This is a genomic window from Derxia lacustris (assembly GCF_002105195.1).
Lineage (GTDB): Bacteria > Pseudomonadota > Gammaproteobacteria > Burkholderiales > Burkholderiaceae_E > Derxia > Derxia lacustris.
Genome location: NZ_MUHU01000006.1, coordinates 25,138 through 45,945, shown reverse-complemented (window position 1 = coordinate 45,945; position 20,808 = coordinate 25,138). Strand labels below are relative to the sequence as shown.

Here is a 20,808-nt window from a genome sequence, read left to right as displayed (position 1 = left end):
GCGACGGCACGCCATGAACCGACTGGTCCACATCATCGACGACGAGGAAGCCATCCGCGACGGCCTCGGCTGGCTGCTCAAGACGCGCGGCCTCGACTCGCGCGGCTGGGACGACGGCGCCGCCTTTCTCGACGCCGGCGACGCGCCGCTCGCGGGCGTGACCTGCCTCGTGCTCGACGTGCGGATGCCCCGGCTCTCGGGCCTCGAAGTCTTCGACCGGCTGCAGGCGCGCCACGGCGACGCGATGCCGCCGGTGATCTTCCTCACCGGCCACGGCGACATTCCGATGGCGGTCGAGGCGGTGAAGAAAGGCGCTTTCGATTTCTTCGAGAAGCCGCTGAGCAACAACCGGCTCGTCGACCGCATCATCGCGGCGCTCGACCGCGCCGAAGCCTCGCTCGCGCTGCGCTCGACCCAGGCCGAGACCGACCGCCGCCTCGCCAGCCTGAGCCCGCGCGAGCACGAGGTGATGGAGCGCGTGCTCGGCGGCAAGCTCAACAAGGTCATCGCCGACGAACTCGGCATCACGATGCGCACGGTAGAGGTGCATCGCGCGAGCATCTTCAACAAGATGGGCGTGCGCGGCGCGGTCGAGCTGGCGCAACTGCTCAAGCGCTGATGCAGGCTCTCCTCCACGCATAACCCGCAGACAAGATGCAGCTTCCCTCCCCCGCGCTGGCGGCACGCCTCGCCAACATCGAACCCTTTCATGCGATGGAGATCGTCAAGGCCGCCGACGCACTCGAGCGCGCGGGCCGCGATCTGGTCTATCTCGCGCTCGGCGAACCCGACTTCGCCGCGCCCGAGCCGGTGCAGCGCGCCGCGCTCGCCGCGATGCAGGCCGGCGCCACCCGCTACACCGCCGCGCTCGGCCTGCCCGAACTGCGCGAAGCCATCAGCGGCTTCTATGCGCGCTGCTACGGGCTCGACATTGCGCCCGAGCGGATTGCGGTCACGGCCGGCGCCTCGGGCGCGCTGCTGCTCGCCTGCCTCGCCACGCTCGACCCGGGCAGCGAAGTGCTCATGTCCGACCCCGGCTATCCGTGCAACCGGAATTTCGTCGCGGCGGTGGACGCGGTGCCGCGCGCCCTGCCCTGCGGGCCTGAGCAGCGCTTTCAGCTCGAAGCGCGCCAGATCGCGACGCACTGGACCGCGCGCACGCGCGCCGCGCTGATCGCCTCGCCGTCCAATCCCACCGGCACCTCGGTGCTGCCCGACGAACTCGCCGCCATCGCGCGCGAGGTGCGGGCGCGCGGCGGCCATCTCATCGTCGACGAGATCTATCACGCGCTCAGCTACGACCTCGCCGATCCGGTCACCGGCTTTGCGCGCTCGGCGCTGGCGCTCGGCGACGACATCGTCACGGTGAACAGCTTCTCCAAGTTCTTCGGCATGACGGGCTGGCGCCTGGGCTGGCTGGTGCTGCCGCCGGGGCTGGTGCGCGCGGTCGAAAAGCTCGCGCAGAACCTGTTCATCTGCGCCTCGACCGTGTCGCAGCGCGCGGCGCTGGCCTGCTTTGGCGACGACGCGATGGCCACCTTTCTCGCGCGCCGCGACGAGTTCCGGCGCCGCCGCGACTTTCTGCTGCCGGCGCTGCGCGAACTCGATCTGGGCGTGCCGGTGACGCCCGACGGCGCGTTCTACATCTATGCCGACATCCATCGCCACGCGCCCGACAGCGACGCCTTCGCGCTGCGCATGCTGGAGCGGGCCGGCGTGGTGCTGGTGCCGGGCAAGGACTTCGGCCGCGCCGGCACCCGCGACTTCGTGCGCTTCAGCTATGCGACCGGGTTCGAGCGCATCGAGCTGGCGGTCGAGCGCATGGCGCGCGAGCTGCGCGGCTGACGCGGTCAGCGCGCTATCGGCTCGACCATCGAGATCACATCGAAGGGGCAGGTGGTGGCGCAGATCGCGCAGCCGGTGCAGCCCGGTGCGTCATGCAGCACCGAGCGCTTGCGGCCCATGCCGTTCGGCCCGTCGGCATCGAGCCACAGCACATGCGGCGGACAGCTGGCCACGCAGCGGCCGCAGCCGGTGCAGCGTGCGCTGTCGATCGCGGGCAGTGCCTTGGCCATGGAGCGGGCGGAAAAGAAGGATTGGCGGCCGGCGAGCGGCCAAAAAGAAGCCCGCTTGCGCGGGCCTCGGATGCAGTGCGGTTCAGCCCGGGTCAGCTGCCCGGCGCCTCGCTCGCGCGATCGGTCGCCGGCTTGGCGACCGTGTTGGCCGCCGTCTGCACCGCGCGCGTGCCGCGCATGGCCGCCTCGATGCGGGCCCGTTCGCTCATCACGCGGTCGCCGTAGCCGTTGTCGTCCACGCCCGGCTGGGCGCCCAGATAGGCGTGCAGGCCGGCCTCGACCGAGCCGTTGCGCTCGATCAGCTCGCGCAGGATCTGCGCGCCGACGCGGATGTTGACCAGCGGATGGAAGGCCGCGCCCGCGCCGCCAAAGCCGGCGAGCTTGTCGGCATGCACCACCGGCATCACCTGCATCAGGCCGCGCGCGCCCATCGGGCTTTGCGCGAACGGATTCATGCTCGATTCGATGCTCATCACCGCCAGCAGCAGCAGCGGATCGACCTTGACCTGCTGGCCGGTGCGGAAGGCTTCCGCCACCACCTGGCCGATGGCCTCGGGCGCCAGCTTGTACTTGCTGGCCAGGAACTGCGCCGCAGCCTTCTGCTCGCGGGTGAGGTTGACCGGCTTGCTGGCCAGTTCACGTTCGCGATTCAGCGCATCGCGCGTCGCCGCTTCGATGGCGTCCATGTCGGGCGCTTCGGTGCGCACCACCACGACGGTCTTGGGCATGCCGAGCAGCTGGCTCGACAGATCGGTCGCCGCCTGCGTCATCACGCCACGGGCTTCCGGATTGATAAAGGCAAACACCGCCGCGCAGAGCGTGACGATTCCCAGCAAGGCAAAACCCTTCTTTGCACAGATCACGACGCCGGAAGCGATGTCGGCAACCACGATGCGGACATTGCCACCCAGGCGGGCGGTCTGATTTGCAGCATTTGCAGCAGTCATCTGCATGCCTACTCCTGTCAACTTGCGTCGCTGTCCGCCGCTCTGCGCCACCGGACCAGGCCGGCAGGGCTGCGCTGCGTGCTGCGACAATCGCGACCTCGTCACTCCACTGACCTTGCAAGGTCAGGCACCGGGCGGTGCGCGGGCCGGCTGGCCCCTGGGCGGATCGCGTGACTACGTTTGCTTCGGAACCCGGCGATGAGGCCGCCAGGCCGGGTCGGCAATGCCGCCGGACGCTTCGTCCGGGCACCATTGACGGCCCTCCGGGGTCCCACGCCGTGCGGCAGCGCCGCTGGACGGGTGGCGTTCGGGAACCCGAAAGTCGTGGCGCAGTGTGTGAGACGGCCGCGACAAGGGTCAACTTGACAAAACCGATTGTCTACGGCAAGCAATTGACTCGCATTGTGCAAGTGCATGATTTTCAAGGGATTTCAGGTAAAAACCCTTAAGTCGCGCATCGATTGCAATTACTTATCGAAATCAACAGTGTGTTTTTGAAAACGCTATGAAGTACCGCGATTTACGAGATTTCCTGGGGCAACTGGAGCGCCGCGGCGATCTGAAGCGAGTCTCCACCCCGGTGTCGCCGGTGCTGGAAATGACCGAGATTTCCGACCGCGTGCTGCGCCGCGACGGCCCGGCGCTGCTGTTCGAGCAGCCGGTCGGCCACTCCATGCCGGTGCTGACCAATCTGTTCGGCAGCACGCGCCGCGTGGCCTGGGGCATGGGCGAGGACGATCTGCATGCGCTGCGCGATCTGGGCCGGCTGCTGTCCGAGCTGAAGGAGCCGCAGCCGCCGCGTTCGCTCGGCGAGCTGGGCAAGCTCGGCGGGCTGGTGAAGGCGCTGTGGGACATGAAGCCGAGCACGGTGCGCAATCCGCCGTGCCAGGAGGTGGTGCTCGAAGGGCCGGACGTCGACCTGGGCGCGCTGCCGGTGCAGCACTGCTGGCCCGACGACGCGGCGCCGCTCATCACCTGGGGGCTGATCGTGACGCGCGGGCCGCACAAGCCGCGCCAGAACCTGGGCATCTACCGGCAGCAGGTGATCGGCAAGAACATGACGATCATGCGCTGGCTCGCGCATCGCGGCGGCGCGCTCGATTTCCGCGACTGGCGCATCAAGCATCCGGGCACCGACTTTCCGATTGCCGTGGCGCTGGGGGCTGACCCGGCGACCATCCTGGGCGCGGTGACGCCGGTGCCCGACACGCTGAGCGAGTACCAGTTCGCCGGGCTGCTGCGCGGCTCGCGCACCGAGCTGTCGCGCTGCAAGGGCATCGACTTGCAGGTGCCGGCGTCGGCCGAGATCGTGCTGGAAGGCCGGCTGACCGCCGCGCACCCCGACGATCTGCCGGCGCTGCAAGCGCAATCGAGCGCGCCGCTCAAGGTCGTGGACGGCTATCTGCATGCGCTCGAAGGGCCTTACGGCGATCACACCGGCTATTACAACGAGCAGGAATGGTTTCCGGTGTTCACCATCGACCGGCTGACGCGCCGCGCCGATGCGATCTACCACTCGACCTACACCGGCAAGCCGCCCGACGAGCCGGCCGTGCTGGGCGTGGCGCTCAACGAGGTCTTTGTGCCGCTGCTGCAGAAGCAGTACCCCGAGATCACCGACTTCTATCTGCCGCCCGAGGGTTGCAGTTACCGCATGGCCATCGTGGCGCTGCGCAAGAGCTATCCGGGCCATGCCAAGCGGGTGATGTTCGGCGTGTGGAGCTTTTTGCGGCAGTTCATGTACACCAAGTTCGTCATCGTGGTGGACGACGACATCGACGTGCGCGACTGGAAGGAAGTGATCTGGGCCATCACCACGCGCATGGACCCGAGCCGCGACACCCTGCTGGTCGACAACACGCCGATCGACTATCTCGACTTCGCCTCGCCGGTGTCGGGGCTGGGCTCGAAGATGGGGCTCGACGCGACCAACAAGTGGCCCGGCGAGACGACGCGCGAATGGGGCACGCCCATCGCGATGGATACCGGCGTCAAGGCGAAGGTGGATGCGATGTGGGGCGAGCTGGGGCTCGGCTGAGCTTGCGCCGGCCGGCGCGGCTGCCGAGCGCGGCAGGCCGGTCGGCGCTCAGCCGTTCTCCGCCACCCAGCGGATCAATGCGTCGTTGAAGGCATTGGCCCGGGCCGGCTCGGCGCCATTGACGATGCCGACCAGCGCATAGCGCCGGCCCGACAGCGCTTGCACATAGCCGGCCACCGCGCGCGTGCCGTCGATGGCGCCCGACTTGATGTGCGCCGGCACCGCCGCATCCGCCAACCGGCGCCGCATCGTGCCGTCGCGCCCGACGATGGGCAGCGACGCGACCAGCTCGGCCTGGAACGGCATGCGCCAGGCCCAGGCCAGCAGCGCGGCCAGATCGCCGGCGCGGATGCGGTCGAGCCGCGACAGCCCGGCGCCGTTCTCGATCACCAGGCCGTCGAAGGCAAAGCCGCGCGCCGCCAGCCAGTCGGCCACGGCCGCGCTCGCCGCGGTCTCGTCGGCGCCCGGCCCGCTGCGGCGCGCGCCCAGCATCAGGAACAGCTGGCGCGCCATCACGTTGTTGGACTGCTTGTTCATGCCGACCAGCGTCTCGGCCAGCGCGGCCGATTCGCGCTCGACCAGCGTGACGGCGTCGGCCGGCGCTTCGCCTTCGGTCAGCGTCGGCCGGTGCGCGAACTGGCCGCCCAGCTCGCGCCACAGGCTGTCGATGGCGGCGAGCAGATAGTCGTCATGGCTGCCGAGATTGATCCACCAGGTCTGGGCGCCGCAGCTGCGCGGCCAGTCGCCGCTCAGCGTGAGCGTTGCGGCGTCGGCGCTGAGCGCGACGCCGGCCTTCCAGTCGCCGCAGGGCCGGTCCACCAGCCGCAGCCGCGTCACCAGCCGATGCGCCGGATCGGGCGGATCGAGCGTGAGCGCAATCCGCTCGCCGGCCGGCGCGATGTGCAGCGCGCGCGCCTTCCAGCCCAGCAGCGCCGCATCGGCGCCGGCGTTGTAGCTGCGCAGCGGCTCGCCGTCGAAGGCGCCGTCGTCATGCGGCAGCGGCCGGAACAGCGAGCGGTCGACCACCAGCGCGCCGTCAAGGCTGCGCACGCCGGCCAGCCGCAGCTCGCGCAGGCTGGCCCACAGGTCTTCGAGCCGGAACTGCGGATCGCCGCCGCCCTTCAGATAGAGCGGCCCCGCGAGCCGACCCGCCTGCGGCGCCGCCCGGGCCGCGAAACGCGTGCTCCAGCGGAACTCGGGGCCGAGCAGATCGAGCGCGGCAATGCTGGTGACCAGCTTCATCGTCGAGGCCGGACTGCGCGGCTGATCGGCATTGAGCCGGGCCCGCAGCGCGCCGCCATCGAGCGGCAGCAGCTCGACCGCCGCCTGCGCCGGCGTCACGCCGGCCGCCAGCAGCAGTGGGCCGAGCGCGGTCGCCTCGACCGGCAGCGGCGCCGGCTGACCGACGGCAGCCGGCGCCGCCTCGGCGGCAAGTGCCGACCGGTCGGCCTGCGCCAGCCCGCCGGCCATCACCAAGACCAGGCAGCCAATCCGGCAAATTGCCGGCCACTTCGCCACCATTCCTGAATGTGAACTAAGTCTCACTGCCATAAGATCGTTTCGGCCAACCCCTTGCGGAAGCTGAATGAACACTGCTACGCGCCCTGCCAATCCCGAACGCCAAGAGCAGCTGGAGCAAGCCGCCGAACTGGCGGTCGAGAGCTTTGCGCGCTGCCTTCATGAAGTGCTGCCACGCGTGGAGGCCGAACTCTACGCGGCGGCCGACCGCGAACGCGACCGCACGCGGCAGGTGCGCCTGCTCGATGCGCAGCAGCTGGTGCGCCGGCACCGCGAGTCGCTCGAAGCGGCATTCCGGCGCGCCTTCGCCGAGATCGTGCGCAGCCGGGTCGCGCCGGGCGCACGGCCGACCACGCGCCCGACCGCGACCACGCCGCTGCTCGGCCTGAGCCTGCTCAACGATGCCGACATGGAAGCCGAGATCGTCGTGCGCCGGCTGGTCGAGCGCATGCGCCACACGCGCGACGAAAAGGCCGCCGAAACCCTCGACGCGCTCGATGCGCGGATCGGCTTTCTGCTCGGCCGCGACCGGCTCAAGGACGACGAGAATCCGCTGTCGCCCGAGGCACTGGTGCGCGCCATCCAGCGCTGCTGCGAAATCCTGGAGACCGAAAACGCGATCCGGGTCGAAATCCTGCGGTCGTTCGAGCAGGTGGTCGCGCCCGGCTTCACGCCGGCCTTCGAGGCGATCAACGTGGACATGGTCCGGCACGATGTGCTGCCCGACCTCGCGGCCTGGCGCCGCACCCAGGCCGAGGCGCGCCAGGGGCCCGCCACCGGCAACTACTCCAGCAGCGCGACCCAGCCGATCGACCGCCGCACCGGCGTCCATCCCACGCTGACCCAGCCGTTCGGCGCCACCGGCCGCCAGCCCGCGCTCGCCAGCGGACTCACGACCGGCTCCTCGACCGGCGCCCGGATCGATACCGAAGCCGGCAGCGGCCGCAGCGCCCGACCGCCGCGCTCGCTGATCGAGGCCTTCACGCAATGGCGCGCGCGCCAGCCGGTGGCGCCCGGGCGCGGCGCGCTGGCGCCCGACACGGTCTGGCCGGCCGGCCACCGCGCGGTGCTCGACGCCCTGCCCGGCCTGATTCCGGCGTCGCCGGCGGTCGCGGCCGCGATGTCGGGCGTGGTGAATGCGCCGCTGTCCGACCTGAACCTGCTCTATCAGGTGCGCGACAACGCGCGCCGCGTGGGCGTGCCGGCCGAGGAGGAAATCCTCATCGATCTGGTCGCGCTGCTGATCGACAAGCTGCTCGCCGACACCGTCATGCCCGAGCGCACGCGGCGGCTGATCGCGCGGCTGCAAGTGCCGCTGCTGCGCGCCGCGCTGCTCGACCGCCAGTTCTTCGCCCAGGCCGGACATCCGGCGCGCCGGCTGCTCGATGCCATCGGCACGGCTGCCATCGGCCGCGACCTGCCGGCCGAAGGCGACACCCGCTTCTACGAAATGCTGCTCGACGTGGTGACCACGATCGAGGCCCGCTTCATCGACGACCTCGGCGTGTTCGAGCAGGAGATCGGCGTGATCGAGGCCTATCTGGCCGAGGAAGCCGAGCGCGAAGCCCTGCGCTACGCGCGCGCCGCCGAGCTGCTCCAGCAGATCGAGCGCCGCGAAACCGCCGATGCCCAGGCCCATGCGCTCATCGAGGAAGCGGTGCTCGGCAGCCCGCTGCCCGAGGTGGTGCGCGAGTTTCTGGTCGGCCCGTGGCGCCAGGTGCTGGTGGAAGCGGCGGTGGCCGGCGCATCCGACGACACCCGCGCCTCTCTGCGCGATGTCATCTCCGACCTGAGCTGGAGCGTGCTGCCCAAGCAGGACCCGGCCGAGCGCCAGCGTCTGGTGCAGCTGCTGCCCGGGCTGCTGCGGCGCATCAAGGGCGGGCTGCTCACCATCGCCTGGCCGGCCGACGAGCAGAACCGCTTCTATGCCGCGCTGATGCAGCTGCATTCGGGCGCGGTGCGGCTCGGCAACCGCAGCGAATTCGACAACGAGCGCTTCGAGCGGCTCGCGGCCCAGGTGCGCCAGCTGCGCATCGATGCCGATCCGGCGCCCGGCAGCGCCGCCACGCCGGCCATCGAACCCGGCCGGGTGCGTGCCGGCGCCGAGCAGGCCCGGCTGCAACTCACCGTGCCCGAGCCCTGGACCCACAACCGCACGCTCAACATCGCGCCGGCCACGCCCGCGGATGCCGACGCCTGGCTGGCGCAATTGCAGCGCGGCGACTGGGTCGAGCGGCTCGACGCCGGCCAGCGCACGCTGCTGCGGCTGCGCTGGATCAGCCCGCTGCGCTCGCTCTATCTGTTCACCGACCGCTCGGGCAGCGCCGCCGTCTCGTACACGCCGCTGCTGCTGCGCGAGCAGCTGCAACTGCGCCAGCTGCGGCTGATCGACGGCGACGAACTCAGCGCACGCGCGCTGCGCTCGGTCGAGGCCAGCATCGCCAGCTGATGCCGCTGGCCGAAGCGGCCGCACATGCGATTGCGATAGGTGCTAGCCTAGCCCTATCAAATTTTCGCGCGTAATAGTCATGACACTCACCGAACTGAAATACATCGTCGCCGTGGCGCGCGAGCGCCATTTCGGCCGCGCCGCCGAAGCCTGCTTCGTGTCCCAGCCCACGCTGTCGGTCGCGGTCAAGAAGCTGGAAGACGAACTCAACGTGCTGATCTTCGAGCGCGGCAACAACGAGGTCACGCTGACCGCCGTGGGCGAGCGCATCGTCGCCCAGGCGCGCCAGGTGCTCGACCAGACCGCGACCATCAAGGAGATCGCGCGCCAGGGCCGCGATCCGCTCGCCGGGCCGCTGCGGCTCGGCATGATCTACACCATCGCGCCCTATCTGCTGCCCGCCCTGGTGCGCCGCATCATCGACTCGGTGCCGCAGATGCCGCTGCTGTTGCAGGAGAACTTCACCGTGCGGCTGATCGAGCTGCTCAAGCAGAACGAGCTCGATGCCGCGATCCTGGCGCTGCCACTGCCCGACAACAGCCTGGCCACCGAGGCGCTCTATGACGAGCCCTTCATCGTCGCCCTGCCGCGCGACCACGCCTGGACCCATCGCAAGAGCGTGACGGCGGCCGAGCTCAAGAACGAAACCATGCTCATGCTCGGCGCCGGCCATTGCTTCCGCGATCAGGTGATCGGCATCTGCCCCGAGTTCTCGCATCTCAGCAGCGGCGGCGACGGCATCCAGCGCAGCTTCGAGGGCAGCTCGCTCGAAACCATCCGCCACATGGTCGCGTCGGGGCTCGGCATCACGGTGCTGCCGCAGACCTCGCTGGCGCTCAACGGGCAGGACCCGCTGATCCGCTATGTGCCGTTCGAGGCGCCGATTCCGGATCGCCGCGTGGTGATCGCCTGGCGCAAGAGCTTTACCCGGCCGCAGGCCATCGAGGCGGTCAGCGCCGCGGTACGCAGCGTGATCCGCGACGGCCTGCTGCAGGGCGTGACGCTGGTCGACAAGGCCGAGAAGATCGACAAGGCGGCCTGAGCGCCGGCGCGCTCAGAAGCCGATGCGCGCCTTCTTCACGCCGCGCTCGGTCTCGATGTCGTCCGGCGCGATCTCGTCGCGCCGCGCCAGCCGGGCGTTGCCGAAGGCGCCGGTCATGAGCCGGCGCATCTCGCGCGGCGCCACGCGCGCGAACTTGTCGAGCGCATCGTCGGCCAGCCGGGGCGGAAACGCGTCGCCCCAGCGGTGCGATTCGCGGATCTCGCGGTAGATGGCCTGGGCGATGCGCCGTGCCGCCTCGGCATCGGGCGCGGCGATCTCGTAGACGTTCATGCGGTTGAGGATGGGCTCGGGAATCGCGCGCGCATCGTTGGCCGTCGCGACCCAGATCACCTCGCCGGCATCGATCGGCACCTCGGCAAATTCGTCGACGAACTCGCGCGCGGTGTCGATCTCCAGCAGCGAGTAGAGCGCGCCGAGCGGGTCGTACTGGCCGTCGCTGCCGGCCTTGTCGATCTCGTCGATGACCATCACCGGATTGGCGTAGTCGCCATGCACGAGTGTTTCGAACACCTTGCCCGGCTTGGCGTTCTTCCACTGGCTCGACGCACCCGACAGCACCCAGCCCGCCGTCAGCGAGCTCATGCCGACAAAGCCGTAGCCGGTGCTCAGCAGCCCCGACAGCCGCTTGGCAAAGTGCGTCTTGCCGATGCCCGGATCGCCGAGCAGCAGCATCGGCGTCAGCTCCAGCCGGTCATCGGTGCCGACGCACAGCGCCACCTGCTTGCGGATGTCGTCGAGCACTTCGCCGAAGTTGGGCAGCTCGTCATAGAGCGGGTCCATGTCGGGCAGCGAGGCCGGCTTGACCGAGAAGCGCTGGCCGCCGGCCTTGAGCATGCGTTCGTAGACCGAGCGCAGATTGTCGTTGGCGCCATCGGCCAGTTCGCCGAGCGCGGACTCGACGGCCTGGGTGCGGTACACCTCCTTGAAGGCGGCGACGGGAATGCCGGGCCTGCGCCCGGTGACGGCGGGGACGAGTTCACCCATCTCTGTAGCTCCTTGGATGGCAAATCGACGGACGCCCCCACCGTCTGCAATTTGCATACCGGCGCAATCGCGACAAGGCCACTCGATTTGCAAGCCCGCTTGCCTGCCACGCGGGGTGGGCTGCTAACCTCGCCAGCCCGATCACTGTCTGGACAGCAATCCATGATTCTCGAAGTCGCCGACCTGCGCATTCAACCCGGCCGCCAGGCTGAATTCGACGCCGCCATCAAGCACGGCGTGGAAACCGTCATCGCCAAGGCCACCGGCTTTCTTGGCTATCAGGTGCAGAAGGGCGTCGAGTCGCCCGAGCGCTATCTGCTGCTGATCCGCTGGGCCACGCTCGAAAACCACACCGTCGATTTCCGCGAATCGCCGGCCTTCCAGGACTGGCGCGCCATCGTCGGCCCGTTCTTCGCGGCGCCGCCCGTGGTGGAGCACTTCGAACTGCTGACCGGCTCGAACTGAGCCCGGCATGCAGCGCGAACCATCGCTGGGCCTGCTGCTGTGGGTCGTGGCCGCCAGCTTCTTCATGCAGGCGCTCGACACGACCATCGTCAACACCGCCCTGCCCGCGATGGCGCGCAGCCTGGGCGAAAGCCCGCTGCGCATGCAGTCGGTGGTCATCGGCTATTCGCTGACCACCGCCATGCTGATTCCCGCCTCGGGCTGGATCGCCGACCGCTTCGGCATCCGGCCCGTGTTTCTTTGCGCGATCGGCATCTTTTCGCTCGGCTCGCTGCTGTGTGCGCTGTCGCAGGCGCTGTGGCAGCTGGTGGCCGCGCGGGTGCTGCAAGGCATCGGCGGCGCGCTGCTCATGCCGGTAGGCCGGCTGGCGGTGCTGCGCGTGGTGCCACGCGAACGCTTTCTGGCCGCGATGAGCTTCGTGACGATTCCGGGGCTGGTCGGGCCGCTCATCGGGCCCACGCTGGGCGGCTGGCTCACGCAGGCAGTGTCCTGGCACTGGGTCTTCCTCATCAACCTGCCGGTCGGGCTGATCGGCGCCATCGCCGCCGCCAAGGCCATGCCGAGCGGCCGGCTTGAAGACAACCCGCCGTTCGATCTGCCCGGCTTTGCGCTGCTGGCGGTGAGCATGGTGTCGATCTCGATCTCGCTCGACGGCCTGGGCGAGCTGGGCATGCGCCGCGCCACGGTGATGATTCTGCTGTTCATGGGCCTGGCCGCGCTGGCCGGCTACTGGCTGCATGCGGCGCGCCGGCCGCAGCCGCTGTTCGCGCTCAGCCTGTTCGAGACCAATACCTTCAGCGTCGGCCTGATCGGCAATCTGTTCGCGCGCATCGGCGCCGGCAGCATGCCCTTCCTGATTCCGCTGCTGCTCCAGGTGAGCCTGGGCTATTCGCCGATGGAATCGGGCCTGATGATGATTCCGACCGCGCTCGCGGCCATGGCCGTCAAGCGCTACGCCACGACCATCATCGGCAGCCTCGGCTACCGCCGCGTGCTGATCGGCAACACGCTGATGGTGGGCGCTGCCATCGCCAGCTTCGGCCTGTTCTCGGCCGAGCAGCCGATGTGGCTGCGGCTGGTGCAGCTCACCTTCTTCGGCGCGGTCAACTCGATGCAGTTCAGCGCCATGAACACCATCACCCTGCTCGACCTGCGCAGCGAGCAGAAAAGCAGCGGCAACAGCCTGCTGTCGATGGTGATGATGCTGTCGATGAGCCTGGGCGTGGCCGTGGCCGGCGCGCTGCTCGCGGCCTTCGGCGACGAGTACGGCGCGCAAGCCGCCGCTGCCGCCGGCAACGCTGCCGACGCCGAACTGGCCAGCGCCAGCGTGACCGCCGCAGCCGGCGCGGTCGCCGCGCACACGCTCGATGCCTTCCACGCGACCTTCGTCTGCGTTGGGCTGATTACCTGCGCATCGGCCTGGGTGTTCGCCCAGCTGGCGCCGGTGCCGCGTGAGAAAGTCGCCAGCGCGGCACAGACGGAAGTGGACTGATCGACCCGCAAATCGCAACGCCGGCGCAGGCAATCCCTGCCACCGGCTTGCGACCGATCAGACGCCGGGCAAATCCCGCGCCGGCAGCGCTGCACAGCACACCGATCGTGAAGTGGTATTCACCCGCGGCCAGCGGTTCTCACGCAGAATCCGCCGCTGCAATTTGCAACGGCTCTTGATTTTCCCGCGCCGGGCTCGTCCGCCGGCGTGCACAACCCGCACCAACCGCTGTCCCCCGCCGATTCCACCGTTCTGGCCTGACGCCCAAGCCGCGTCACCGGTCCAGTCCCTCACGGTGCCGCGCTCTCAGGCCGGCGCCGCCAAAGCCCCAAATGACAAAAGACGTCGAGAACTCCCTGCCCTTTGCGGGCATCGGCCCCTTCGTGGCCGGCGCCGGCCCGCTGACCACGCTGTTTCGCCGCCTGACCGATCGCTGGATGGGCACGCGCAAGCCGCAAGCCTTGACGATCGACGACATTCGCAGCGACGGCCCCGAGCGCCAATCGCAGCCGGGCAAATTCGATGCCGCCTCATTTCGCAGCCAGCTCGAAGCGCTGCGCGACCGGATCAATGCGCAATTGGGTGCCGACGATCTCGCGCACCTCAAGAAGATCGAGCGGCGCGGCTGGATGGCGTCGATTGCCGGCTATGCCACGATCTGGATGTTTCCCAATCCGGTCACGCCGTTTCTGTTGAGCTTTGGCCAATTGACGCGCTGGCTGCTCGCACATCACATCCTGCATCGCGGCTACGACAAGGTGCCCGGCGTGGCGCCGCGTTACACCAGCAAGGTATTTGCCCGGGGCCGGCGGCGTTTCATCGACTGGTTCGACTGGATTCATCCGGACGCCTGGCATTACGAGCACAACATTCTTCACCACTACTACACCGGTGAAGAAAAGGACCCCGACCTCATCGAGCGCAATGTGCAATTCGTGCGCGAGGCCAAGGTACCCAAGATATTCAAGTACGCGCTGGTGGCCGCCACCGCGCTGACCTGGCGCTTTACCTATTACGCGCCCAATACCATCAGCGTCATCAATCCCGAGCGCATCGACAAGCCGGCCGGCGACGACAAGCGTGGCGCACTCACGGTGCGCGACCTGTTCCGCTTTGGCAATCCGCATGTGCGCAAGCTCTGGACTGCCTGCTATCTGCCTTACGGGCTATTTCATTTCGTCGTGCAGCCGCTGCTGTTTCTGCCGTTTGGCACGAGCGTGGCGCTTTGCGTGCTGGCCAACAAGCTGATTGCCGAGGCAATGCTGAATGTGCATTCCTTCATGGTGATCGGCCCCAATCACACCGGCAGCGATCTTTATCGCTTCGACTATCACATCCGCAATAAAGAAGAGTTTTACGCCCATCAGGTATTGGGCTCGGCCAATTACCATACCGGTGGCGATGCCTGCGATCATTCGCAGATCTGGCTCAATTACCAGATCGAGCATCATGTGTTTCCGGATATCCCAATGCTGAAGTACCAGCAATTCCAGCCGGAAATCAAACGCATCTGCGAAGCGCACGGCCTGCCTTATGTGCAGGAAAGCATCTTTGTGCGCTTTGGCAAGATGGTGCAGGTTTGGGTCGGCAACGCGAGCATGAAGGAACTGAAGCAGTTTCCGCGCTGATTGCGGCCGGCGCCTGACTGGCGCCAGTTTGAGCTACACCCCAGGCTCTGCGGACAAAATGCAAGGCCTGGTTTGCATTGAAATATCAATTTATTTCGCAACCATAAGTGCTTGCTGCCTCGCGCGACCATCCCGCGCCAATCAATCAAATTTTCAACAGGCTTCAGCAGCAGTCATTGCAATATTGGCTGGTGCAATCGACTTTTTGAAGAAGAATTCCATTTCACCCGGGCCAAGCCTGAGGGCTCCGATCTCTTCCAGTCCTGCGGCCCGATGCCGAGCGATTTCCAGTTCCCGACATGCCGAGATCAGAAGATGATCGAAGCCAAGCGAAGCAAGCCAGTTCTCTATCGAGTGCATCAGCAATGAACCTGTTCCTTGACCTCGTGATTCCGGATTGACATACCACCAAGTCAAAAGCGGAATTTTTGAGACATACAAAAAGTTCAACGATGCATAGCCGATTGCATTGCCATCTTGCTCTGCCAAGAAAATGCTTTCGCGAGCGATGCTGCTTGAAACGATGATTTCATCGAGTTTCGTTTTTCGGCCGAACTCATCCTTCTCCTCGAATGCCAGGCAAATTTGCACATCATTCAATGTGGCGGCGCGGACAGCAACTTTCATGATGACTCTCTCAACTTGATGAATTCGCAATAGCGCCACTGGTGGCAGATTGACCCTCAAGAGACGCCAGTCGGCAAAGATGACGCAGGCCCGTTGTCGACTGTCGATAGCGGGCTTTACGTCACCCAGCAGACAGCGCCGGTTGCCAAATGGACTCCCGGTGCCAACCGCCTGCATCGAGACGTTTCAGCACTGCCAGATCAAATTTGCTTTTTCAGCCAGAAATTCACTGCGCCGTTCAATCACCGCTTCATTCCATTCTGCGCACTTCAAATACTCCGAGAATGTGTCCAAGCCAGCAGCGTAATGGTCCAAGCCCTTTGTGGCGCCCTTGCCGATTTTCTTGATATTCCATGCGGCATCACGAATGGAGGAGTTCAGCGATACCGGAATGATGGTCAAATTTCCCAGCGTCAAAAGCTGCCGATTGCGAAAATCGCGTTCCTTTTCAGTCGCCACAGCCGGCCAGTTGTTTTTCCACTTTTTCGGCAAGACATGTTCAAGACTATAGTGGTCCAGCCCAGCCATAGCAGTTGAGTGATAGCTGCGATTCCTGATCTTGGTTTCGATGAAATAGAGAATGCCTGCTGCCTGCTTGTTGACCAGCTTTGACTCCTTGAAGCCCTTAACAACTTCATCGTTTGTCGGCATGAATCCAATCTTATCTGACCGATCATTGATGAAATCCTTGATGGCATCCCTCGACAGGATTGAATTCGAAATCAGGCGATCGGAAAATATTTGATTGTAATTTTTGGTGGTCTCGTGACAAACCATTCTCCTCATCACATAAGATTCCAAATAGCTGAAAATGGCCTCTCGCTCCGCCACGTCCTCAACGTTCTTGAGGACGTAAAGCACATAAGGTATCAGTGTCGTGGTTTCAAGGCCAAAAATGATCGCATTGACCCGCTCGATACCTGAAGCGCCGGAAAGATCACGGTTGACAACATCGGCATCGAAATTGCCCGAAAATATCAGCGCGTATTCCTTCAACTCTGCGATCAACTCCACTTTGTCGATTCGATACTTGAGAATCAGTTGCTTATATGATTCGAACAAGCCCTCCATCTTCGTAAATTCAATCTTGTCTTCTGCGCGAATCGATAGCCTTGCATCCTGCACCTTGATCTGAAGATAGGAATACAGGAATAAGTCAAGAAAGCTCCGCTGAAAACGTCCTGCAAAAATTTCAGTGTTCCAGTAGTTTCGAACCTCTTCGTTGCTTTCAAACACGCCTTCCCAATACTGCACGTAACGCTCAATATCCTCTTTCCCAAAAAGATGATTTTTCAGAAGCTCGGCTGTGGTGAGCTTCACCCCAAGTGAATTGATAGTGTCGAAAATTTGCTGCTCATCATCCCCATGCCCGAGATCGACCCCAACAAACATCAGATTCGTCAAAAGATTTTGCGGATTGATCTGCGAGGCATCGAGATGTTGCGTAAAATAGTTGAATGCCCTGATGACATTTCCCTCACCCTTTAGCAAATCAAGCGAAGATGCGTTCATCACAAGACGGAAATCGACAACATCGTTTCGACTATGCTGCAAAGCGATTTCATTGTTTTGCATCGGCAACCTGAACAAGCTTTCCAGATAAAAATTGTTCAACTTCAGAGCAAGCACTTTGAATACGATATTCATTGTGGTGAGCCGTTGTTGCCCATCGATCAACGTTCGCTTGTCGCCAACGCTTTGCCCAGAGTTGGTTTGCTGCTGTTTGAGAATGACCGATCCAAGAAAATAGGGCTTGTTGTTGTGCGACACGAACTCCATGTCTGAAATAAACCGCTCCCACTGATCCTCATCCCATACATAAGAACGTTGAAAAAACGGTATTTCCAGAATTTTGTTCTGATTGAAAATGTCGTTGATTGTGCGCTTGCCAGCTTCCATTTACATCCATCCTTTTCATGCAAAATTAAAACGGCGTCATTGACGCCGAGAACTCAAACTTCAACTTCAAAACCCAGACCCCGGCAATTTGAGGAATGCAATTTCCTCTTCGGTCGATTCGCGGCCCAGAATCGCATTGCGATGCGGATAGCGCCCAAAGCGGTCGACGATGGCCTTGTGCTTCTTTTCCCAGTACAGCCGGGTTTCGAGGAAAGGCTGGCTGAACAGCCGCACCGCTTCTTCATGAATGCGGCGCGATTCGGAATGCATGTAGGGCATGTAGATGAATTCGCGTTCGCGTGCGCCGAGCTTGCGGTCGTCGCCCTGACGCACCGCTTCCTGCGCCAATGCCAGCGCCAGTCCGTCGAAGGCAAACGCGGCCGGCGTGTCGCGGAACATGTTGCGCGACAGCTGATCGAGCACGATCACCTCGGCGAGCCGGCCGCGCGGGTGATGGCGCCAGTGCTCGCATTCGCCGGCGGCGACCGCCGCATGCAGCCTGCCGAAGCGGGCGCGGATCGCATCGTCGAAGGGCGGCGAGCTCAGGAACCAGCCGTCCGGCCCGGTCTCGATGAACCAGAAGCGCAGCACGCTCTCGGCCAGCGGGTCGAGGATGGCGCGGTAGTCGATGGCGTCGTCGGCGACGACAAGGGCGGAGGAGGCGTCGGTCATGGCTTTTCCTTTGGCTGCGCTCGGCGGCGCGATTCGGCCGTCGCGTAGCGGCCTTTCATGAACTGGACGAGCGCGGCGTAACCCAGCAGCACCGCGATCAGCCACGGAAAATACGCCGCCGGCAGCGCAGTCAGCCGGAAGTCGCCGGCGAACGGCCCCATCGCCAGAAAGATGCCGAGCGCCGCCACGCCGACCGACGCGGCAATCACCGCCGGCGCCGCCCGGCTGTCGATGAACGGCCGGCCGCGCGTGCGGATGAGATGGACGATGAGCGTCTGCGACAGCAGCCCCTCGATGAACCAGCCCGAGCGGAACAGTTCGATGAAGCCGGCCGAGGCATGGTCGAGCCCGGCGCCGATCACCCACCACATCAGCGCAAAGGTGGCGAGATCGAACACCGAGCTGAGCGGGCCGAAGAACAGCATGTAGCGGCCCAGATCATCGGCATTCCAGGCTTGCGGCGTGGCGGTCTGGTCGGCGTCCACGTTGTCGAACGGGATGGCCGTCTGCGCCAGGTCGTAGAGCAGGTTCTGCGTGAGGAGCTGGATCGGCAGCATCGGCAGGAAGGGCAGCACGGCGCTCGCCACCAGCACCGACAGCACGTTGCCGAAGTTGGAGCTGGCGGTCATGCGCAGGTACTTGAGCATGTTGGCGAACACGCGCCGGCCCTCGACCACGCCCTCGGCGAGCACGAGCAGGCTGCGCTCCAGCAGGATGATGTCGGCCGCTTCCCTGGCGATGTCCACGGCGGTATCGACCGAGATGCCGATGTCGGCCGCGTGGATGGCCGGCGCGTCGTTGATGCCGTCGCCCATGAAGCCGACCACATGCCCGTTGGCGCGCAGCGCGCGGACGATGCGCTCCTTGTGCGCCGGCGCCAGGCGCGCGAACAGCGTGTTGGCCTCGACCGCGACCGCCAGCGCCGCGTCGTCGAGCGCATCGACCTCGGGGCCGAGCAGCGTGCCGTGCAAGGTCAGCCCCACGTCGCGGCAAACCTTGCGCGCGACCACCGCGTTGTCTCCGGTCAGCACCTTGGCCGCGATGCCGTTGGCGGCCAGCGCCGCGAGCGCCGGGCCGGCGCTGTCCTTGGGCGGATCGAGAAAGGCGATGTAGCCCATCAGCGTCAGCTCGCATTCGTCGGCGACGCCGTAGACCTCCTTCTCGGGCGGCACTTCCTTCATGGCCACGGCCACCACGCGCAGGCCGTCCTCGTTGAGCGCGCCGGCCACGGCACGGATGCGCCGCTGCCAGTCGGCGTCGAGCGCCACCTCGCCGTCGCGGCTGTGCACGCCCTTGCACAGCGCCAGCACCTCGTCGAGCGCGCCCTTGCAGATCAGCTCATGGTGATGCTCGCGCTCGGCCACGATCACGCTCATGCGGCGGCGCTCGAAGTCGAACGGAATCTCGTCGACCTTGCGGTAGTCGGCGTCGAGCTTGAGCCGCTCGCCGACGTCGATGTGGTCGAGCACCGCCACGTCGAGCAGGTTGCGCAGGCCGGTCTGGTAATGGCTGTTGAGATAGGCGAGCTCCAGCACCAGCGGATCGGGCTGGCCGAGCGCGTCCACATGCCGCTCCAGCACGATGCGGTCCTGCGTGAGCGTGCCGGTCTTGTCGGTGCACAGCACGTCCATCGCGCCGAAGTTCTGGATCGCGTCGAGCCGCTTGACGACCACCTTGCGCCCGGCCATGCGCACCGCGCCGCGCGCGAGGGTGGCGGTCACGATCATCGGCAGCATCTCGGGCGTGAGACCGACCGCGATGGAGATCGCGAACAGAAAGGCCTCCAGCCAGTCGCGGTGCAGCAGGCCGTTGATGACGAACACCAGCGGCACCATCACGGCGGCAAAGCGGATCAGCAGCCAGCTCACGCGATTGACGCCGGTCTCGAAGGAAGTGGGCTCGCGCCGCGTGGCGCCGGCGCTGCGGGCGAGCGCGCCGAACAGCGTGCGGCCGCCGGTGGCGACGACCACCGCCGTGGCGGTGCCGCTGACGATGTTGCTGCCCATGAAGACCAGCGCATCGGCATCGAGCGCGACTTCGGCGGCCTGCACCGGCGGTGTCGGCTCGCCGGTGACCGGATGCGGCCGGCCGTGCGCGAACTTCTCCACCGGCAGCGATTCGCCGGTCATCGCGGCCTGGCTGACGAACAGGTCTTTCGACGTGAGCAGGCGCGCGTCGGCCGGGACCATGTCGCCGGCGGCGAGCACCAGCACATCGCCGGGGACGAGGTCGCGGATGGGCAGGTCGATGCGGCGCGGCGCGGCTGCTGTGGTGGTTACGGCAGCCGAGGCCGGCGCGGCAGCGGTCGCGTCATCGGCCCGGCGCAGCACGCAGGCGCGGTTGCCGACCAGCTCCTTCAGCGCATCGGCGGCGCGCTGGCTGCGGCCTTCCTGCACAAAGCGGATGCCGACCGACAGCAGCACCATCGCGCCGATGACCACCGTGGCGCGCAGGTCGTCGGTCAGCCACGACACCAGCGCCAGCATGCTGAGCAGCAGGTTGAACGGGTTGCGATAGCACAGCCACAGATGGCGCCAGGCCGGCAGCGGCGGCTCGTGCAGCACGATGTTCGGGCCGCAGCGCGCGCGGATGGCGGCGGCTTCGGCATCGCTCAGGCCGTCGGCGCGGCTGGCCAGCCGGGCGAGGAGATCGGCCGGCGCGGTGGCGGCTGCGGCGAGCAGCTCGGCATCGGCCGGGAGCGCCGCCGGGCCGGTTGGCGCGGTGGCGGCTGGCGCGGGCGCCGTGGCCGCACGACCGGGCGCATCGGCGGCAGCACGCGCCTGCCCGGCCATCCAGTCGCCCACCAGCGGCAGCGACAGCGGCAGATGACCGCCGAAATGCTGGCTCAGCCGATGGGTTTGCAGAAAGCGGTCGAAACTGCCGCGCAGGCGCGACAACAAGGCATCCATTGGCAGGCCGGGAGCGGTGACGGAGCTTCAAGCTCGCGTGCG

At 66.1% G+C, this 20,808-nt stretch carries 16 protein-coding genes; 8 read left to right on the top strand and 8 right to left on the bottom strand.

The window, feature by feature from the left end; translation table 11 throughout:
- Nucleotides 1–22: 22 nt before the first annotated feature.
- Together B9P64_RS05920 and B9P64_RS05915 are read left to right on the top strand one after the other, a co-directional pair.
- On the top strand, nt 23–619 hold the full coding sequence (locus tag B9P64_RS05920; RefSeq protein ID WP_085315337.1) for a response regulator transcription factor: 597 nt from the start codon (nt 23–25) through the stop codon (nt 617–619).
- A 35-nt stretch (nt 620–654) separates the two neighbouring features.
- Entirely contained in the window at nt 655–1,845 is a 1,191-nt protein-coding gene (locus B9P64_RS05915) for a pyridoxal phosphate-dependent aminotransferase (protein ID WP_085315309.1), read from the top strand.
- Between the two features lie 5 nt (nt 1,846–1,850).
- Here B9P64_RS05915 and B9P64_RS05910 read toward each other — a convergent pair whose 3' ends face one another.
- Nucleotides 1,851–2,075 carry an ATP-binding protein gene (locus B9P64_RS05910; protein ID WP_085315308.1) on the bottom strand — a complete coding sequence of 75 codons (225 nt, stop codon included), beginning with the start codon at nt 2,073–2,075 and terminating at the stop codon, nt 1,851–1,853.
- Nucleotides 2,076–2,167: 92 nt separating this feature from the next.
- Entirely contained in the window at nt 2,168–3,022 is an 855-nt protein-coding gene (locus tag B9P64_RS05905) for a lytic transglycosylase domain-containing protein (protein WP_176256740.1), read from the bottom strand.
- A gap of 505 nt (nt 3,023–3,527) precedes the next feature.
- Between B9P64_RS05905 and ubiD the strand changes: the two genes are divergently transcribed.
- A complete protein-coding gene (ubiD, locus tag B9P64_RS05900) occupies nt 3,528–5,060 on the top strand; it encodes a 4-hydroxy-3-polyprenylbenzoate decarboxylase (RefSeq protein WP_085315306.1) in 1,533 nt (510 codons plus the stop codon).
- Between the two features lie 48 nt (nt 5,061–5,108).
- Here ubiD and dacB read toward each other — a convergent pair whose 3' ends face one another.
- Nucleotides 5,109–6,530 carry a D-alanyl-D-alanine carboxypeptidase/D-alanyl-D-alanine endopeptidase gene (gene dacB, locus B9P64_RS05895; protein ID WP_085315305.1) on the bottom strand — a complete coding sequence of 474 codons (1,422 nt, stop codon included), beginning with the start codon at nt 6,528–6,530 and terminating at the stop codon, nt 5,109–5,111.
- Nucleotides 6,531–6,645: 115 nt separating this feature from the next.
- On the opposite strand from dacB, the gene B9P64_RS05890 reads away from it, so the two are divergent.
- Nucleotides 6,646–9,027, top strand: a complete 2,382-nt coding sequence (locus B9P64_RS05890; RefSeq protein ID WP_085315304.1) for a DUF1631 family protein — start codon at nt 6,646–6,648, stop codon at nt 9,025–9,027.
- A 79-nt stretch (nt 9,028–9,106) separates the two neighbouring features.
- Entirely contained in the window at nt 9,107–10,069 is a 963-nt protein-coding gene (locus B9P64_RS05885) for a LysR substrate-binding domain-containing protein (RefSeq protein ID WP_085315303.1), read from the top strand.
- 12 nt (nt 10,070–10,081) lie between these two features.
- Here B9P64_RS05885 and B9P64_RS05880 read toward each other — a convergent pair whose 3' ends face one another.
- A complete protein-coding gene (locus B9P64_RS05880; RefSeq protein ID WP_085315302.1) occupies nt 10,082–11,074 on the bottom strand; it encodes an AAA family ATPase in 993 nt (330 codons plus the stop codon).
- Between the two features lie 162 nt (nt 11,075–11,236).
- Here B9P64_RS05880 and B9P64_RS05875 point away from each other — a divergent pair, with 162 nt between their 5' ends.
- The 3 genes from B9P64_RS05875 (at nt 11,237) to B9P64_RS05865 (ending at nt 14,659) form a co-directional block, all read left to right on the top strand.
- Nucleotides 11,237–11,539, top strand: coding sequence for an antibiotic biosynthesis monooxygenase family protein (locus B9P64_RS05875; RefSeq protein ID WP_085315301.1), 303 nt, complete (start codon nt 11,237–11,239; stop codon nt 11,537–11,539).
- A gap of 7 nt (nt 11,540–11,546) precedes the next feature.
- A complete protein-coding gene (gene mdtD, locus B9P64_RS05870) occupies nt 11,547–13,031 on the top strand; it encodes a multidrug transporter subunit MdtD (RefSeq protein ID WP_085315300.1) in 1,485 nt (494 codons plus the stop codon).
- 332 nt (nt 13,032–13,363) lie between these two features.
- Nucleotides 13,364–14,659: a fatty acid desaturase family protein gene (locus tag B9P64_RS05865; protein WP_217808653.1), complete on the top strand. Its 1,296-nt coding sequence runs from the start codon at nt 13,364–13,366 to the stop codon at nt 14,657–14,659.
- Between the two features lie 153 nt (nt 14,660–14,812).
- Here B9P64_RS05865 and B9P64_RS05860 read toward each other — a convergent pair whose 3' ends face one another.
- The 4 genes from B9P64_RS05860 to mgtA all read right to left on the bottom strand — a co-directional run bounded on the left by B9P64_RS05860 (nt 14,813) and on the right by mgtA (nt 20,766).
- The gene (locus B9P64_RS05860; RefSeq protein ID WP_176256739.1) at nt 14,813–15,286 is read right to left on the bottom strand and encodes a GNAT family N-acetyltransferase; all 474 of its coding nucleotides are present in this window, start codon (nt 15,284–15,286) and stop codon (nt 14,813–14,815) included.
- Between the two features lie 186 nt (nt 15,287–15,472).
- Entirely contained in the window at nt 15,473–17,185 is a 1,713-nt protein-coding gene (locus tag B9P64_RS05855; RefSeq protein ID WP_085315298.1) for a DUF262 domain-containing protein, read from the bottom strand.
- A gap of 66 nt (nt 17,186–17,251) precedes the next feature.
- Complete coding sequence (locus B9P64_RS05850) at nt 17,252–17,857, bottom strand: DUF924 family protein (protein ID WP_085315297.1); 606 nt, start codon at nt 17,855–17,857, stop codon at nt 17,252–17,254.
- Nucleotides 17,854–20,766: a magnesium-translocating P-type ATPase gene (gene mgtA / locus B9P64_RS05845; protein WP_085315296.1), complete on the bottom strand. Its 2,913-nt coding sequence runs from the start codon at nt 20,764–20,766 to the stop codon at nt 17,854–17,856. The genes B9P64_RS05850 and mgtA overlap by 4 nt, the downstream gene beginning before the upstream one ends.
- Nucleotides 20,767–20,808 lie beyond the last annotated feature (42 nt).